Source organism: Faecalicatena contorta (assembly GCF_021531995.1).
Classification (GTDB): domain Bacteria; phylum Bacillota; class Clostridia; order Lachnospirales; family Lachnospiraceae; genus Dorea_A; species Dorea_A contorta_A.
Window position 1 is genome coordinate 1 of record NZ_JAFBIZ010000066.1, and the last position, 16,545, is coordinate 16,545.

16 protein-coding genes and 6 tRNA genes are annotated in these 16,545 nt (G+C 42.6%); all 22 read right to left on the reverse strand.

Features of this window, described 5'->3' with window-relative positions; genetic code table 11:
* Positions 1-156 precede the first annotated feature (156 nt).
* The 22 genes from JQM82_RS09700 to JQM82_RS09805 all read right to left on the reverse strand — a co-directional run bounded on the left by JQM82_RS09700 (position 157) and on the right by JQM82_RS09805 (position 16,404).
* A tRNA-Lys gene (locus JQM82_RS09700) sits at positions 157-229 on the reverse strand.
* A gap of 7 nt (positions 230-236) precedes the next feature.
* A tRNA-Gln gene (locus JQM82_RS09705) sits at positions 237-308 on the reverse strand.
* A 14-nt stretch (positions 309-322) separates the two neighbouring features.
* A tRNA-His gene (locus JQM82_RS09710) sits at positions 323-396 on the reverse strand.
* A gap of 67 nt (positions 397-463) precedes the next feature.
* Positions 464-537 (reverse strand) — tRNA-Arg (locus tag JQM82_RS09715).
* Between the two features lie 52 nt (positions 538-589).
* Positions 590-660: transfer RNA gene (locus JQM82_RS09720), tRNA-Gly, on the reverse strand.
* An 8-nt stretch (positions 661-668) separates the two neighbouring features.
* Positions 669-743 (reverse strand) — tRNA-Pro (locus JQM82_RS09725).
* Between the two features lie 115 nt (positions 744-858).
* Positions 859-1,338, reverse strand: a complete 480-nt coding sequence (locus JQM82_RS09730; protein WP_235250002.1) for a metallophosphoesterase family protein — start codon at positions 1,336-1,338, stop codon at positions 859-861.
* 7 nt (positions 1,339-1,345) lie between these two features.
* On the reverse strand, positions 1,346-1,981 hold the full coding sequence (gene rdgB, locus JQM82_RS09735) for an RdgB/HAM1 family non-canonical purine NTP pyrophosphatase (RefSeq protein WP_235250004.1): 636 nt from the start codon (positions 1,979-1,981) through the stop codon (positions 1,346-1,348).
* Between the two features lie 16 nt (positions 1,982-1,997).
* Complete coding sequence (locus JQM82_RS09740) at positions 1,998-3,155, reverse strand: THUMP domain-containing class I SAM-dependent RNA methyltransferase (RefSeq protein WP_235250006.1); 1,158 nt, start codon at positions 3,153-3,155, stop codon at positions 1,998-2,000.
* 110 nt (positions 3,156-3,265) lie between these two features.
* Positions 3,266-3,484 (reverse strand): hypothetical protein, encoded by a 219-nt coding sequence (locus tag JQM82_RS09745; protein WP_235250008.1) that lies wholly within the window; start codon positions 3,482-3,484, stop codon positions 3,266-3,268.
* Positions 3,485-3,756: 272 nt separating this feature from the next.
* On the reverse strand, positions 3,757-4,212 hold the full coding sequence (locus JQM82_RS09750) for a DUF1700 domain-containing protein (RefSeq protein ID WP_235250011.1): 456 nt from the start codon (positions 4,210-4,212) through the stop codon (positions 3,757-3,759).
* Positions 4,213-4,315: 103 nt separating this feature from the next.
* Positions 4,316-6,427, reverse strand: coding sequence for a glutamine synthetase III (locus tag JQM82_RS09755; RefSeq protein ID WP_235250012.1), 2,112 nt, complete (start codon positions 6,425-6,427; stop codon positions 4,316-4,318).
* Positions 6,428-6,596: 169 nt separating this feature from the next.
* Positions 6,597-7,463, reverse strand: coding sequence for a class II fructose-1,6-bisphosphate aldolase (gene fba, locus JQM82_RS09760; RefSeq protein WP_235250014.1), 867 nt, complete (start codon positions 7,461-7,463; stop codon positions 6,597-6,599).
* A gap of 119 nt (positions 7,464-7,582) precedes the next feature.
* Positions 7,583-8,455 (reverse strand): aldose 1-epimerase family protein, encoded by an 873-nt coding sequence (locus tag JQM82_RS09765; RefSeq protein WP_235250015.1) that lies wholly within the window; start codon positions 8,453-8,455, stop codon positions 7,583-7,585.
* Between the two features lie 14 nt (positions 8,456-8,469).
* Positions 8,470-9,153: a D-lyxose/D-mannose family sugar isomerase gene (locus JQM82_RS09770; protein WP_235250017.1), complete on the reverse strand. Its 684-nt coding sequence runs from the start codon at positions 9,151-9,153 to the stop codon at positions 8,470-8,472.
* Positions 9,154-9,288: 135 nt separating this feature from the next.
* Positions 9,289-10,137, reverse strand: coding sequence for a MurR/RpiR family transcriptional regulator (locus JQM82_RS09775; protein WP_235250019.1), 849 nt, complete (start codon positions 10,135-10,137; stop codon positions 9,289-9,291).
* Between the two features lie 127 nt (positions 10,138-10,264).
* On the reverse strand, positions 10,265-11,119 hold the full coding sequence (locus JQM82_RS09780; protein ID WP_235250021.1) for a class II fructose-bisphosphate aldolase: 855 nt from the start codon (positions 11,117-11,119) through the stop codon (positions 10,265-10,267).
* A 25-nt stretch (positions 11,120-11,144) separates the two neighbouring features.
* Complete coding sequence (locus tag JQM82_RS09785) at positions 11,145-12,353, reverse strand: ADP-dependent glucokinase/phosphofructokinase (RefSeq protein WP_235250024.1); 1,209 nt, start codon at positions 12,351-12,353, stop codon at positions 11,145-11,147.
* Positions 12,354-12,371: 18 nt separating this feature from the next.
* On the reverse strand, positions 12,372-13,232 hold the full coding sequence (locus JQM82_RS09790; protein ID WP_235250025.1) for a ketose-bisphosphate aldolase: 861 nt from the start codon (positions 13,230-13,232) through the stop codon (positions 12,372-12,374).
* Between the two features lie 51 nt (positions 13,233-13,283).
* Positions 13,284-14,120: a carbohydrate ABC transporter permease gene (locus tag JQM82_RS09795; protein ID WP_235250026.1), complete on the reverse strand. Its 837-nt coding sequence runs from the start codon at positions 14,118-14,120 to the stop codon at positions 13,284-13,286.
* A 3-nt stretch (positions 14,121-14,123) separates the two neighbouring features.
* Positions 14,124-15,005, reverse strand: a complete 882-nt coding sequence (locus JQM82_RS09800) for a carbohydrate ABC transporter permease (protein WP_235250028.1) — start codon at positions 15,003-15,005, stop codon at positions 14,124-14,126.
* Positions 15,006-15,108: 103 nt separating this feature from the next.
* Complete coding sequence (locus tag JQM82_RS09805) at positions 15,109-16,404, reverse strand: ABC transporter substrate-binding protein (protein WP_235250030.1); 1,296 nt, start codon at positions 16,402-16,404, stop codon at positions 15,109-15,111.
* Positions 16,405-16,545 lie beyond the last annotated feature (141 nt).

Consider the following 16,545-nt stretch of genomic DNA (forward strand, 5'->3'; position numbering starts at 1 on the left):
AAATATCTACTTATTCCGAATTAAATGCATTATAAAACCAGTGGCTCTTTCGTATCCATTACCGCCCTGAAGCCTACTTCAGAGACACTGTCACCAGCCTGTAATAAAAAAATAACGCAAATCCTTGAAATACCGGATTTACGCTATTTTATAAAGTGAGCGTGCGGGGATTCGAACCCCGGACAACTTGATTAAAAGTCAAGTGCTCTACCACCTGAGCTACACGCCCATAATAGCTGGGCTAGTTGGATTCGAACCAACGAATGCAGGAGTCAAAGTCCTGTGCCTTACCGCTTGGCGATAGCCCAATAAAAGAAAAAAAGGTGGGTAAAGGGACTCGAACCCTTGATATCCAGAACCACAATCTGGCGCGCTAACCAACTGCACCATACCCACCATATATATTACTTATCGAACTATCCTGTCCAACTAAGTACCACCATATTCAATTGTGTGGTTCTAACGAGCCTGGGGGGATTCGAACCCTCGACCTACGGCTTAGAAGGCCGTTGCTCTATCCAGCTGAGCTACAGACTCATAAGACTAGCTCCTTAGAACTACTCATCTTAAAGCTTACAGGCTTTAAGAAAGCGGGTGATGGGAATCGAACCCACGTATCCAGCTTGGAAGGCTGGTGTTCTACCATTGAACTACACCCGCATATCAGATCGGGGTGACAGGATTTGAACCTGCGACCTCCTGGTCCCAAACCAGGCGCTCTAGCCAAGCTGAGCCACACCCCGGTTTTATTTTCTGTATCAAGCAGTTTTCTCCGTGACACATGACTTATTATATCCGAACCACCCCAGCTTGTCAACAACTTTTTTTATTTTTTTTATTTTCGGAAATTTTACTGTCTTATAAATATTCCTGTATCACTTCCACCCTTCTCTGTTCATCAATATGCATCACCATATAACTCGGCCGTCTCCCCTCCTGCCTCGGATAGGACATGCTTCCCGGATTCAGAATCAGCAGATTCTCATCTTTTCTGCATGCAGGTCTGTGGGTATGCCCATACATTACAATGTCTGCGCCCCTCTCTTTGGCTTCCTGTATCAGACGTTCTTCTCCCATAGACACATAATATGCATGTCCGTGAGTAATGAATATATGGTATCCCTCTACCATAAGCTCATCCTCTGCCGGGAGATCCGAAAAGAAATCATTATTTCCACGCACAAAATACGTCGGACATTCTGCGAGAGCGGCTATATAATCATCTCCGCCTTCTACGTCTCCCAGATGAATCAGCATATCAAACGGGCGTTCTTTTTCAATCGCCTTTTCCAGATTTCTGTGCTGCCTGTGTGTATCACTTACAATCAGTATTTTCATATGGACCTCACTTATTATTCACATTCTCTGCCTTCTTACTCAGGATGGCTCTCATTTTCCTTAAACCCTCTCCACGATGGCTCAGTTCATTTTTCTTTTCCGGAGACAGCTCCGCACTGGTACATCCATACTCCGGCAGGAAAAAGATCGGATCATACCCAAATCCATTCTCTCCGGCGATCTCATGTCCGATTCGTCCTTCCATGGTTCCACGTACCACTGCATTCGAACCATCTGGAAATGCTGCTGCAATTGCACACACGAATCTTGCGGTTCTCTGTTCATCCGCAACCCCGTCAAGACGGTCAATCAACGACTGATTCTTAATATCATAAGAAGTATCTTCTCCCATATAGCGCGCTGAATAGATGCCGGGTTCTTTATTCAGGTAATCAATCTCCAATCCAGAGTCATCTGCCAGGACGACTGCATTCTGGTATTCAGGCATTTTTGCAGCAATCTTTGCAATCTCCGTTGCCTTAATCAGCGCATTTTCTTCAAAAGTTGTGCCATCCTCTACTACATCCGCATGGATTCCCGCCTCCTTCTGAGACAGAATCTCTACACCGAGATCACTTAGAATTGCTCTAATCTCTATCATCTTATTTTTATTTCCGGTTGCAAATATGATCTTTTCCATCATGGTACTTCCTTTCATTCTATCTGTCTGTTTTCTTCTGCTTCGGCGGACGTGGTCCGAGGAACTGATAATAGTACGTTTTCAGCATTCCATTATATATCTTTCGGTTTTTATCAGCTTTTCTCCCAAAATACCGTTCTGCATCCTCATAAGAAGTAATCATGTACGCAGACCATGTATCCAGACGTTTAAAGCTCTCTCCGAACGTTCCATACAATTCCGGAAGATCTTTTTTATCTTCCAGTCTCTCCCCGTAAGGTGGATTTGTGATAATAAATCCATACTTTTTCGGATGACTCAGATCTTTGATATCACGCTCCTGAAAATGGATCAGATGATCTACTCCGGCTTCTCTTGCATTACGCCTTGCAATCTTAATCACAGAACCGTCAATATCATATCCCTGTATATCAGTATCAATCTGATCATCAATCAGATCATTCGCCTCATCTATCGTATCATACCACAACTTTTTCGGGATCAGATTCGTCCATGTCTCTGCCGTAAAGCTTCGATTCATCCCTGGTGCAATGTTTGCCGCCATCATGGCAGCTTCAATTGGAAATGTTCCGCTTCCGCAGAACGGATCTACCAGCACTCTGTCTTTGTGCCATGGAGTCAGCATGATGAGCGCCGCTGCCAGCGTCTCCGTGATCGGTGCCTTTCCCGCCACCTCTCGATATCCTCTTTTGTGAAGAGACACACCGGATGCATCGATTCCAACCGTCACAATATCTTTTTTCAAGAACACCCTCACAGGATAGGAGGCACCATCTTCCGGAAACCACTTCATATGATAGTGTTCCTCCATCCTTCTCACCATTGCTTTTTTCATAATAGACTGAATGTCTGAAGGACTGAACAGCTTGCTCTTGACGGAAGCAGCCTTGGCAACCCAGAATTTCCCGTCTTTCGGAATAAACTCTTCCCACGGAAGTGCTCTGGTCTTTTCAAACAGCTCGTCAAATGTCTCCGCCCGAAAATCTCCTACTTTCCACAGGATTCTCTCCGCCGTCCTCAAAAAAACATTTGCACGACAGACAGCTTCTGCATCTCCGTAAAATGTTACTCTCCCATCTTCCACTTCCGATATTTCATATCCCAGATCCTGTATTTCTCTTTTCAACACCGCTTCCAGACCAAAATGACACGGCGCGATCAATTCTGTTTTTTTCATTCTGTTCTCCATATGTGCTTTCATTTTTGCTATCTTTACTTATATCATAATATCGCCGACAGCGCAAGGGACATGCATATCTGCATGTCCCTTGCACTCCTGTCGTCGTCTTAATAATGATTACTTTCGTTGCCTGTGTTATATGAATTTTTGTTGGTTGAACTCTGAGATGCATTCTTATTGGATGCATTTCTGTTTGTTGAATTCTGAGATGCATTCTTATTAGATGCACTTCTGTTCGTTGAGTTCATGTCAGATGCGTTTCTGTCAGATGCATTCTTATTGGATGCATTCTGGCTGCTGTTAGATGAACTATAATTCTTAGCCATATCAATTCCTCCTAATCAATTTTGTTACAAGACATATTCTGTCCTGTTTCGGAATTTTTATGTGCTATTTCCCGCAAAAATAAAAAAACAAATATATTAAGTTTTTTTTAATATTTTTCTTGCTGTTTATTTTCTGCTATATTATACTGAATCATGTAGAAAGAAAACTTTCTACAACCCCTTATTAATTATTTATACTCCCCTCAAAAGATCGATGGCTCCCCCATCGATCTTTTTTTGCTCCATTATTCCGTTTCCGGTTACTTCATTCTTCATCGTCGTCTGTTCAGTACACGAATTACGAGCCAGATTACGATCAACACAGGAATCAAAGGCATGAGAAGAGAGATCAGCCCGCCAATGACGGCTCCTATCACCAGAAATACTCCGATCACTCCCAGTATGAGCAGCAGCTTCTTCCACCAACTATCTATTCCAAATACGTGTACAGCTGTATTCCGATTCCATGTATGATCCGCCTGACGCTCTGGTTCATAACTGTCATATGTTTCTTTTGCATTCCCTTTAATCTCTTCTGAAGCAATGATGTTCCTGGCAATTGCCCATGGATCGCCAAGTTCGCGAATAACTTCTGCTTCACTTCTGCCTTTTCCAATCTCTTCATTAATATAATTATGATAATAATTCACATGCTCCTGAACGACAGCCCCCGGCAGATCGTTGCCTAATGCTTTTTTCAGTTTGTCCAGAAATACTATTTTCGTCATGGATGTCCTCCTGATATAAAATATCCCGAACTTAGAATAGCATATTCACATAACCATTCCAAGTCCGGGGTTCTTAAATTTTTCTAACGTATTTCTTAACTGATTATACTTCGAACATCAGATCGCCATAAGAAGGCATTGGCCATGCTTCCTTATCTACGATCATCTCAAGTTTATCTACAGGAGCACGGAGAGCTGCCATTGCAGGCACTACATCAAAGTGATAGAATTTTGCCTGATCTGCTCCCTCTTCCATCTCTGCTGCCTTATCCGTGATCACGATCAGTTCTTCCAGTGCTTTCTTAGCCTCAGCAAGAAGTCCGGAGATCTCTGTGAGAAGCTCTGCCTGTACGGACGCATCTGCACCTGCCTGTTTTACAACTACAACGGTATCTGCAAGAGATTTCGTATACTTGATTACAGCCGGAATGATCTGCTTGCTTGCCATATCGATCATAGTACGTGCCTCAATATTGATTGCCTTAGAATAGTTCTCGTACTTGATCTCCGCACGGGACTCAAGCTCAGCTCTTGTAAATACTTTGAATTTTTCAAACATGGATACAGTCTTTTCTGTTGTAAGCGCAGGAATTGCCTCAACCATGGATTTGATATTTGGAAGTCCACGTCTTTCAGCTTCTTCTACCCATTCATCAGAATATCCATTACCGTTAAATACCACACGCTGATGATCTGTCGCATACTTTTTGATCAGATCATGTACTGCAGCATCAAAATCTTCTGCATTTTCCAGTACATCACACGCCTCTGCAAATGCTTCTGCAACGATGGTATTCAATACAACGTTTGGTCCTGCAATAGAATCACGGGAACCTACCATACGGAATTCAAATTTATTACCTGTAAATGCAAATGGTGATGTTCTGTTACGGTCTGTCGCATCTTTTGCAAGATCCGGCAGAGTACTTACGCCTGTCTCCAGCTTACCGCCCTTCAGACTGTGTGTAGCTGCACCGGTGCTGATCAGCTGATCCAGCACATCCTCAAGCTGCTCGCCAAGGAATACGGAGATGATTGCCGGTGGTGCTTCATTTGCTCCCAGTCTGTGATCATTTCCCGGATCTGCTGCAGATTCACGCAGAAGATCTGCATGTTCATCTACTGCCTTCAGAATACAGGTAAGTACCAGAAGGAACTGCACATTTTCGTGAGGCGTCTTGCCCGGATCAAGCAGGTTCTTTCCATCATCTGTAGTCAGAGACCAGTTATCATGTTTACCGGAACCATTGACTCCTGCAAACGGTTTCTCATGAAGCAGGCACTTCATACCATGCTTGCATGCAACTCTCTTTAATGTCTGCATTACCAGATGGTTGTGGTCTACAGCTACGTTTGCTTCTGCATAGATCGGAGCAAGCTCGTGCTGAGCCGGTGCCACTTCGTTATGCTGTGTCTTTGCAGATACTCCGACTTTCCAGAGTTCTTCATTAACATCCTTCATAAATCCGGCGATTCTCTGACGAATCGTTCCAAAATAATGATCATCTAATTCCTGTCCCTTTGGAGGCATTGCACCAAACAATGTACGACCGGTATAGATCAGGTCCTTTCTCTGTAAAAATTTCTCAGCATCTACAAGGAAATATTCCTGCTCTGGTCCTACAGAAGGAGTAACTTTCTTAGATGTTGTATTTCCAAACAGACGGATCAGTCTCAGAGACTGCTCATTGATTGCCTGCATGGAACGAAGAAGAGGAGTTTTCTGGTCAAGCGCCTCACCCTTATAAGAGCAAAAGGCTGTTGGAATACAAAGCGTTGCACCTGCTGCATCATGTCTTACAAATGCAGGAGAGGTACAATCCCATGCTGTATATCCTCTTGCTTCAAACGTTGCACGAAGTCCTCCGGATGGGAAGGATGATGCATCTGGCTCTCCTTTGATCAGTTCCTTTCCAGAAAAGCTCATCAATACCTTTCCACTTGGCAGTGGAGCGGAGATAAAGGAATCGTGCTTCTCAGCAGTCACGCCGGTAAGAGGCTGGAACCAGTGAGTATAATGCGTAGCCCCTTTCTCAATTGCCCATTCTTTCATCTCGTGTGCAATTACATCTGCTGTGGCAAGGTCTAACTCCTTACCTTCTTCAATGGTTTTTTTCAGATCTTTGTAGACTTTTTTTGGAAGACGCTCCTGCATCACAGTGTCATTAAATACGTCCTCGCCAAAAATATCGGCTACATTAAATGCTTCACTCATGTCTCCTCGTTTCCTTTCTTATTATGTATTATAGAGAGTTATTCTTCCGTATGACCATGAAGAATAACTGGAAAAAGGCACTCCAACCTGAGCTGGAACGCCTTTGTTCTTTCTATGCCAGTTAGTATACCTCAAACAGTTTAAAAAGGCAAGTAAAAATTTTCACTAATTATTCAGCTTTTCCAACAGAACCGAATAATTCCATCTTCGTTTTTACTGTTTCTTTGATTGCTTCAAAACCTGGTTTCAATAATTTACGAGGATCGTATCCTTTTCCTTCCAGGTCTTTTCCAGCTTCTACATACTTACGTGTAGCATCTGCAAAAGCCAGCTGGCATTCTGTATTAACATTGATTTTTGCAACTCCAAGATCGATTGCTTTCTTGATCATATCCTCTGGAATTCCTGTTCCGCCGTGGAGAACCAGTGGCATATCACCTGTCAGCTGCTGAATTGCATCCAGAGTCTCAAAGCTTAATCCTGCCCAGTTAGCCGGATATTTTCCATGAATGTTACCGATACCTGCTGCCAGCATGTCAACGCCAAGATCCGCGATCATCTTACACTCGTTAGGATCAGCACATTCACCCTGTCCGATGACTCCGTCTTCTTCTCCGCCGATAGCACCAACTTCAGCTTCCAGTGATAATCCTTTTTCTTTACATACTGCAATCAGTTCTTTTGTCTTTGCAACGTTCTCTTCGATTGGATACTTGGATCCGTCAAACATAATGGAAGAGAAGCCGGCTTCAATACATTTATAACATCCATCATAAGTACCATGATCCAGATGAAGAGCAACCGGAACTGTAATTCCGAGATCATCGATCATAGCTGCAACCATAGCTGCTACTGTCTTAAATCCTGTCATATACTTTCCTGCACCCTCAGATACCCCAAGAATAACAGGAGACTTACACTCTTCTGCTGTAAGAAGAATAGCTTTTGTCCACTCAAGGTTGTTAATATTGAACTGTCCTACTGCGTAATGGCCTGCTACCGCTTTATCAAGCATTTCTTTTGCTGATACTAACATAATTGTATTCCTCCAATTCCTAGTCATGAAAATCACTACATTGACACGACATATTTATTTGCTTTTTCCATTATATATCATTAACGCGAAAAAAACAAGGAGAAAGGTATTCCCGTCATCTAACGGATGGTAATGCTCCACTGATTTTTATAAGTCTTGCCTGCTCCAAGTCGTACCAGATCGCTCTTGTTGCTGAACTCTTCCACCACATCCTGTCTGGACGGCAGAGAGGTCCACGGTTCAATGCAGATATAAGGTGCTTCCGTCTTTGGTGCGTGCCAAAATCCCAGATATGCCATAGACGGATAAGAGACTGTCACGCTTCTTGTTCCCCGATCAGATTTTAATGTCACTTCATTGCTCATATTCTGAAGGACAATTGCATCATCATCAAACATATTATGATGCATTCTGATCTTTCTTCCATCTTCCAGCGGGAACTCACTATTCATTCCACTTAAGAAGCAGGCAGGCGTATGCCCCACTCTGTCCGGACGTCCGATTCCGGAGAATTCAAGGTAGTAATCAGAAAATGCAAGTCCATCCTCCAGCGGAACCTGAAACCCCGGATGTCCACCAATGCCGAAATACATCATCTCTTCGGACCGGTTTTCTACCAGATATTCAACAAGAATCCGATTATTTTCCAATCTGTAGATAATCCGTAGCAGAAAATGATACGGATAGGATTCAAACGTCTCCTCAGTATCTTCCAGTTCGAAGACGATATGCTCCTGATCATACTCTATCACTTTGTATGGAAGTTTTCTTCCAAATCCATGAATATCCATATGATATTCACGGCCACCAAGTGTATATGTTCCGTCCGTAAAACGTCCGACATAAGGAAAGAGCACAGGTGCTCTTTCCGGCCAGTATTCTTTATCTCCGTCCCACAGATATTCCACATCATCTTTTACAATCGACTGAAGTTCCGCACCAGTATCGGAGATTTTTACAGATATACAGGAATTACTAATATCAAAATTCACAACGAGTCCTCCTGTTATTTTGCATCCGGATATTCCGTACACAGCAGACGATATGCAGGCTCATCTTCTTCGATTGTCGGGAATCTTCCCATTCTCTCGTAGAAGAAGTTATCATTCTCATCATCATTGCACATAGATACTTCTCCAAGAAGAACAGATCCGCCGGTCTGCGGCACCACAAAGTCATGATACAGATATGGTGTAATTGTGATACTCTCTCCCGGTTTCAGAAGCACCTTGGTTCCTGCCGGAACAGTTTCTCTTTTCCCATCCTTGAAGATCTCAACATCTGTATCCAGTTTTTCCATCTCCGGTGTTCCATTGTATACAGTAATGTAGATATCATTTCCGCCACGATTGATGATATCCTCCATCTTGGACACGTGATAATGCAGCGGTGCCGTCTGTCCTTCATATAACATCAAAAGCTTCTCTGCATATGTCTTCGGGTATTTCTCCGGCATCTTCTGATTGCCGTTACGGATGGTAAGAAGCGCGAATCCAACTTCGTCGAACTTACCAAGACCATAATCAGTAATGTCCCACCCCAGTTTGTTATCACGGATTTCATCATATTCATGTCCTATGCTGTTCCATTCTTCTGCTGTCCACTTTGCAAATGGAGGGATCTCAAATCTGTGCTCATTGATCAGCTGCTCCATGTCTTTAATAACCTGATTAATTCTTGAACGTTTCATAATGATATCTCCTTTTCTTACATGACTGATATATAAACAGCAGGGCATTATCATGCCCAACTTCTGTTCATGAAATCCCTGCTGTTTTTATTTTTCTCATTCCCCGCAAACAGACGGAGTTTTCCGTATTTCAATTTACAACTTATATCCCGATAAGATCATCTCCGGCTTGTCAGCCTGCTTTGTCTTAATCAGTTCTTCATTCGTAATAAAATTCAACAGCGCATCAATTACTGCCATGACATTCAGGTGTGCATATTCCTTATAGTAATTAAAAGGATCTGCCTTTCCCGAAGATAACAGCACGTAGTCCGCAAGTTTTGACACCGGCGACTGCACGTGTGATGTTATGGCTATCATTTTCAGCCCTTTTTCTTTTCCCAGTTCCATTCCCAGAATCACCGGCTTGGATGTTCCTGACTTTGAGATCGCAATTAAAATATCTTCCTTACTTGCCAGATTAACATGATTCATAAAATATTCTGCCGCCAGTCCATAGGTACATCTGATACCCAGACGTCCCAGTCGGAATCCCATGTATTGAGCCAGTACATTGGTATTACCAATTGCAATAACATGTACCGTCTTACATGTCTTTATCAAATTCACACAGTTCCACATGTTCTCTGTATCAATCTGCTTTCCAATTGCAAGCATATTCTCAGCATATCCTTGAAACACCTTTTCAACAGCATCTTTACTTTTGGGGATCACCATATCCCCATACTGTTTTTTCCCAAGATCCCTCGCCAATGTAATACGAAACTGATAATATCCAGAGTAGCCGATATGATGGCACATCCGAACCACGGTAGCATCGCTTACTCCACTCTGCTTCGCCAGTTCAGACACATTGGAATCCACCACTTTCTGCGGATTACTCAAGACAAAATCCGCCACTTTCTTTTCCGCAGAAAAAATATCGTCATACCTCTCCTTCACAACTTCAAGGACTTCTTTGTCCAGTATATTATCTTTCTCCAATCTCCCACACCCCAGTATATCAATATCGGTTATATAATACCATACTTATTTTACCACAATATGACAGTTTTGTAAGGTGAAATTTTCTATAATCTCTGAGACTGCTGTTCCGGGACGCTTCCCTGGTTTAGAAGTGGCACAATGTTCTCATACGCTCTTCCAGATACGGCTGAAGTCTGGACTGTACATATTCCGGCATATTAATAATCTTAACCGGATCCGGATTGTCCATATTCTCTTTTGCAAAAGCAGCTACCGCATCATAATACTTTCCTAAGAACTCCGTACCAAGATTGAATTTATTGATTCCCTTGGAGAAAGCTACCAGCAGCTGATCGTCCGGAATACCACTTCCGCCGTGAAGTACCAGCGGCACATTCGTAGCTGCGTGAATCTCCTCCAGGCGTGCAATATCCAGATGCGGAGTCTCCTTGTACTCACCATGTGCGTTACCAATGGACACTGCAAGAGAATCCACACCGCTTTCTCTGCAGAATTTTTCTGCAGCATCAGCCTTTGTATAGAGATCTTCTTTTGAATTATCTGAGTCAGCGGCCAGTCCTACATGTCCGATCTCTCCTTCTACAAGAACACCCAGTGCATGAGCTTTATCTACAACCTGCTTTGTAACGGCAATATTTTTGTCCAGATCATTCATGGAACCATCCATCATAACAGACTCAAAACCTGCATTGATCGTGTTCATGATAGCATCATAACTGAAATCATGATCGGCATGAAGTCCGATCGGCACCTTCACTTCATTTGCCAGTTCTTTTACCATAGCTGCATATCCGGCAAAACCTGTTGTATGCTGTATCGTCACATGTTCAGGATATAACATTACAAGTGCAGGTGTATTCGTTGCTTCCGCAGCGTATACTACAGATCTTGCCATTACATAATCCTGACAGATAAAAGAAATTACTGATGTGTTGCTTTCCTGTGCCATTTTTAAAATATTTCCAACTTTTTCGTACATAATGTCTCCTCTTGTATGCTGTCTGTTATTCTCTGTTTTCTTTCAGAAGTCCCGGCAGAAGTCCTCCTGCAAAAGAATCTCCAAGGCCAACTACCGTCGGGTGTTCTACGTAGCTTAAATCTTTACAAGGAATACAGTAGATACGCTCGCCGAGCATTTCTCTGAGTTTTTCACAGAACACAATACTGTCTGCTTTTCCAGGAATGCTCTTTGTCTCTTCATAATCTTCTGTAGTAAATCCATCACCGATGCGGAATCGGGTCGATGCCATTGTAACTCCGCCCTCCAGAGACTGGCGCATTACCTTTGCATTCTCTCCATATGCCAATGCCCATGCGGCAGAATGAACCAGAATCATCTTAATTCCTGATTTTTCATATACATACTCTACCGCATCACGTACTGCTTCCGGATCCAGGATATTAATTGATTTTCCGATATACTCCTGCAGCTCATCCTCATTCATACTGAGCACATCAGTTACCGGTGCAAGCTGCTCATGCACATAATAACGGAAGTCTTTTTTTACATAACATCCATCTTCCAGAACAACCATTGCATCCTGCGGCAGGTGTGACAACAATGCTTTCGTCTTCCCCACACGATCAACCAGTACATCCTTTTCCAGAATCTCACTGAAACATCCCAGAAGAAATACTTCTGCATCCGTAATCATCCTGCCGAACTCTTCATCCAGGACAGGCATATACAGACTGTCGATATCTCTTGAAATCAGGAGGCGATTCTCCCTCGGTGTAACAAACTCAATGTCATTGGCCTGAATTTTCACTCCACCTGAACACTGAAGTACAATGTGCGGATAGATTTCATCATGGTCCTCTGCCACTCCCGGAAGTACACGGACACGTTCCGGCATCAGACGTTTCACATGTTCATTATAACAGCTGGTCTGAAGAACACTGTCATACCCGAGCTTGTCGAGAATGATCGCCGCACGTGTAGGCGTACCGCCTAATGTGACCTTATATTGAAAATGGTTTGCGAAGTCCACACAAGCTTCGCAGGTGTCGGGGACCATCTCGCCCCCGATACCCGCCCGCAGAAATGCGAGACATGCAACCCATATGTCACGTTCTGTTTTCACTTCGATATCCAGTTTCAACTCATCTGCATGGATATCAAATGCTTTTATCTGTTCTTCGACGGTATGTGTATCCCATACCAGCTCATAATCTACACATGTATGAAATCCTAATGCTATTCTTTCATTCATGGTGTAATCTCCTTAATCTTAGTAAAGAGCAGCTTTTCCAGCAGCCTGGAACAGGTCGATCTTCTGATAAGCTACTTCTTTCATTGCTTCTACACATGGTGGCTGAATCTGATTTGGCTCACGAAGAGATTCATCTTTCAAAACTTCACGCATTTTTGCGTAGTAAGCAGCTTTAATATCACTGGAGATATTGATCTTGTTTACACCATGCTCTACAGATTTTGCAATCTCAGAATCCTTGTTGGAAGATCCTCCGTGAAGTACCAATGGTGCATCAACAACCTTCTTAATTTCATCCAGAATATCAATACGAAGCTCTGGCTTCTTATCCTTTGGATAAATTCCGTGGCAGGTTCCGATAGCGATTGCCAGGCAGTCAATTCCTGTTTTCTCGATAAAGTCTTTTGCCTGCTGTGGATCTGTATATAAGATTTCATCCGGTGCTGTAGTTTCTACAGAGTCTGTATTTCCGATTGTTCCCAACTCACCTTCTACAGATACGTTTACTGCGTGTGCCGCCTCACATACCTTCTGGCATGTAGCAACATTTCCTTCGTATGGCTGGCTGGATGCATCAATCATAACAGAAGTAAATCCTGCACGGATTGCTGTGATAACCTGCTCATAAGAAGCGCCATGATCAAGATGGATAACTGCAGGAACGGATGATTTATTTATTCTGTCAATAATTCCTTTTACCATCTCTGTTGTTGTATGGCTTAACTCATCCGGATGGATTGCGATAATTACAGGTGCGTTTTTCTCTTCAGATGCCTCAATAATGCCGTTAAACATATTGTAGTCACTGATATTGAATGCAGGAACGGCAAAGTTGTGTTCATTAGCTACAGCAAGTAATTCTTTCATGTTCATTAACATAATAAATATCCTCTTTTCTTATAAATGTGTTGAATATATTGTCTGCTTCCCTTAACCCTTTACACCACCGGAAGACATACCGGCAATAAAGTATTTCTGGAAGAAGATAAACAAGATTAATACTGGAATGGATCCCAACACGCTCATCGCCATCATCTGGCTCCAATCGTACGCATGCTGTCCCATCAACAAGTTGATACCAATAGGTACCGTACGCATATTTGTTGTCTGTGTCAATGCAAGCGCGAACAGATACTCGTTCCATGCCTGCATGAAGGTATACATACCTACAGAAACCATACCCGGAAGAGAAATCGGAACCAGTACAGACCACAATGCCTTCCATCTGGATCCACCGTCGATCATTACCGCTTCATCAAGCTCCCTAGACAGTGTATCAAAATATCCGGTCATCATCAAGATGCAGTACGGAAGTGTTGTTATCAAATAAGTCAAGATTAATGCGAAATACGTATTAAACAATTTCAGAGCAACAATCATACCCATATAAGGAATCAAAAGTACGATCGGCGGAATTGCCTGCACACTTACAATCAGTGAATTGAAGATTCCCTTTCCCGGGAAATCAAAACGACTGAACGCGTAAGCCGCCAGAATACCAATGAACAGCGTTACCAGTACAACACATCCTGATACGATATAACTGTTGATAAAAAATCTTACTTTCGTAGAATCCGTAAGGACTGCAATAAATGATGACAGGCTGGCTGTATCATCAAAAAACTTCGGCGGCCATGCAAAGATTGCAGAGTTGTCCTTCAGAGAACAACAGAACATCCAGAAAATCGGGAAAGCTGCAAATAAGCCGCCAATCACTAAAAGAATAGATAATACAACCTTCACCCATCTTTTATAACTACCAACCATTCTTTATTCCCTCACTTTCTTCTGCTGTCTTACATAGAATATAGCAATAAAGATACATACAATCAGCAATACGGTAGCTGCTGTAGATGCCATACTATAATCTACCTTCTGGAATGCCAGTTTGTAAATGAATATACTCAGCATTTCTGTAGAGTTAACCGGTCCGCCTCCAGTCAGCATCCAGATAACGTTGAAAGATTGTAATGTCCAGATAAAGTCCAGCATTGCGATACTGATCAGAATCGGTTTCAACTGTGGAAGCGTGATGTGGAAGAAGCTCTTTACTGCAGTTGCTCCGTCAATAGCAGCACTTTCGTACAAATCACCGGAGATTCCCTGCAGACCCGCCAGAATACTGATCATATAGAATGGATAACCACACCAGATATTGATAAAACAGATAACTGCCAATGCAATATCCTTTGAACTCAACCACTCTGTGTTACGAGATACCTGTGGCAAAAATGACAACAGATAATCTACAATTCCGGATGGCTGTAACATCAATTTCCATAAGATCGCAACAACTGATGCTGTAAATACCCAGGGAAGTATGTAAAATACACGCGCAATCGTCTTTGTTCTTGTTTTGAAATACTTTGAATTCAGAAGCATTGCAAAGATCATTCCGATTACCAGATGCGCAACTACACTTACTACCACGAAGATAATGGTATTAGACACTGCATTCCAGAACTGGCTGTTCGCAAACAGCTCTTTGTAATTTGCCAGTCCGACAAATGCCGGATTTTTTGAAACAACCGCTTTGTCTACGAAAGAGTAACTTACTACCATACCAATAGGTATTACCAGGAATACAATCATCAAAATTAATGTCGGAGCGAGATATCTGTATGGTACAGTTTTCTTTCCTAATAATTTCAAAATGAATCCCTCCAAAAGATACGTTAACATTAAGTCTTACTTAATAAAGAAATGGGGCCAAGCCCCGACCCCATTTCTTATAGTTACAATTATATTAGCTATATTATTCTCCTGCTGCGTCGAGATATCCCTGCCAGTTTGCTAACATTGTATCGCAGTCCAGATCACCTTCCAGATACAATACAAGATCGTTTGTCATAGATGTCATAACATCAGAAGCGTTTGGCAGACCAATGTATTCGTTGATTACATAGTTCTCTTTGTACAGTTCATAGAATGCCTGGAACTGCTCTGGAGCTTCGCTGTAATCCGGCTCAGCAACTGTGCTGTTCGGGAATGCAGACATTGTAGCTGCTAATCCAGCAGATGCAGATCCATCTTTTCCATCAATACCGCCAAGCAGGTAGTTGATGAATTTAGCTGCTTCTTCTTTATGTTCGCAGTTCTCTGTGATACCTACTGCCCAGCTTGCATAGCAGATACCACTCTGTCCTTCGTAACCATCTTTTACAGGAACTGTTGTAGCTTCAAAATTAACATCTGTGAACTGGCTCATTGTTGCTGCAGAAGCAAGTGTAAATGCACAGTTGCCAGCTGCAAAGTTACTTGTCATCTCAGACTCTTCCAGTGTGCTCATACCTGGATATAAAGATCCATCGTCATACAGAGTTTTGAATAACTCAGCCAGAGAAGCAAGTTCTTCGTTACCATCTACTACATAATTTCCATCATCGTCTTTTAACTTGATTCCTGATGCCCATCCTGTTCCACCAAATACATTCTGGATACCATTTGCATTTGTTGTTCCAAGGTTTAAAGCGAATGCTGAATATCCAGCATCTGTGATCTTCTTACATGCATCGATCAGTTCGCTCCATGTTGTAGGAATTGCTTCAACACCAGCTGCCTCAAGAATGTCCATGTTTACATACATTGGATATGTAAAGTTAAGAACCGGTACAACGTATCCTGTTCCGTCCACTTTCCACACATCACCAACGATACTTGTATCAACACCAGCTGCTTCTACGTCAGAAAGGATTCCCATATCAACGAACTCAGCAAGCCATGCACCATCAACACTGATAATGTCAGCGATTGTGCCGTTTGTAGCACCAGCTGTAATAGCTGTCTTTGTGTCAGCCCAAGGAGCTGTCAGAAGCTCAACCTTAATACCTGTCTCTTCTTCGAAACTTGCGCAGATATCATCCAGATATCCTTCCGGAAGCTCTGCTCCCCACCACTGCTGGAACTGCAATGTCACAGCTTCTCCACTTTCATCACTTGCATCGTCGGAACTGCTGCTCTCTTCTTTGCTTCCGCATGCAACCAGACCTGCCATCATCACACCAATCAGACCAACAGCAATACCCTTTTTCATAATTGTGCTAAATTTCATCTTTTTTCCTCCTTAACTTTTTCTTCCGCTTCTTCGTGAAATATTATTTCATATCGGGCTTTATTTTTCAATAATACTTGCACAAATCTCGCGCTTAATGTAATTTTATTTTACGCCTTTTACAGAAAATGTCAATACATT

Bases quoted from the DNA above. Each gene is read 5' to 3' on its own strand.
- JQM82_RS09730 (WP_235250002.1), bottom strand. From the start codon at position 1,338: ATGAAAATACTGATTGTAAGTGATACACACAGGCAGCACAGAAATCTG.
- rdgB (WP_235250004.1), bottom strand. From the start codon at position 1,981: ATGATGGAAAAGATCATATTTGCAACCGGAAATAAAAATAAGATGATA.
- JQM82_RS09740 (WP_235250006.1), bottom strand. From the start codon at position 3,155: ATGAAAAAAACAGAATTGATCGCGCCGTGTCATTTTGGTCTGGAAGCG.
- JQM82_RS09745 (WP_235250008.1), bottom strand. From the start codon at position 3,484: ATGGCTAAGAATTATAGTTCATCTAACAGCAGCCAGAATGCATCCAAT.
- JQM82_RS09750 (WP_235250011.1), bottom strand. From the start codon at position 4,212: ATGACGAAAATAGTATTTCTGGACAAACTGAAAAAAGCATTAGGCAAC.
- JQM82_RS09755 (WP_235250012.1), bottom strand. From the start codon at position 6,427: ATGAGTGAAGCATTTAATGTAGCCGATATTTTTGGCGAGGACGTATTT.
- fba (WP_235250014.1), bottom strand. From the start codon at position 7,463: ATGTTAGTATCAGCAAAAGAAATGCTTGATAAAGCGGTAGCAGGCCAT.
- JQM82_RS09770 (WP_235250017.1), bottom strand. From the start codon at position 9,153: ATGAAACGTTCAAGAATTAATCAGGTTATTAAAGACATGGAGCAGCTG.
- JQM82_RS09780 (WP_235250021.1), bottom strand. From the start codon at position 11,119: ATGTACGAAAAAGTTGGAAATATTTTAAAAATGGCACAGGAAAGCAAC.
- JQM82_RS09785 (WP_235250024.1), bottom strand. From the start codon at position 12,353: ATGAATGAAAGAATAGCATTAGGATTTCATACATGTGTAGATTATGAG.
- JQM82_RS09790 (WP_235250025.1), bottom strand. From the start codon at position 13,232: ATGTTAATGAACATGAAAGAATTACTTGCTGTAGCTAATGAACACAAC.
- JQM82_RS09795 (WP_235250026.1), bottom strand. From the start codon at position 14,120: ATGGTTGGTAGTTATAAAAGATGGGTGAAGGTTGTATTATCTATTCTT.
- JQM82_RS09805 (WP_235250030.1), bottom strand. From the start codon at position 16,404: ATGAAATTTAGCACAATTATGAAAAAGGGTATTGCTGTTGGTCTGATT.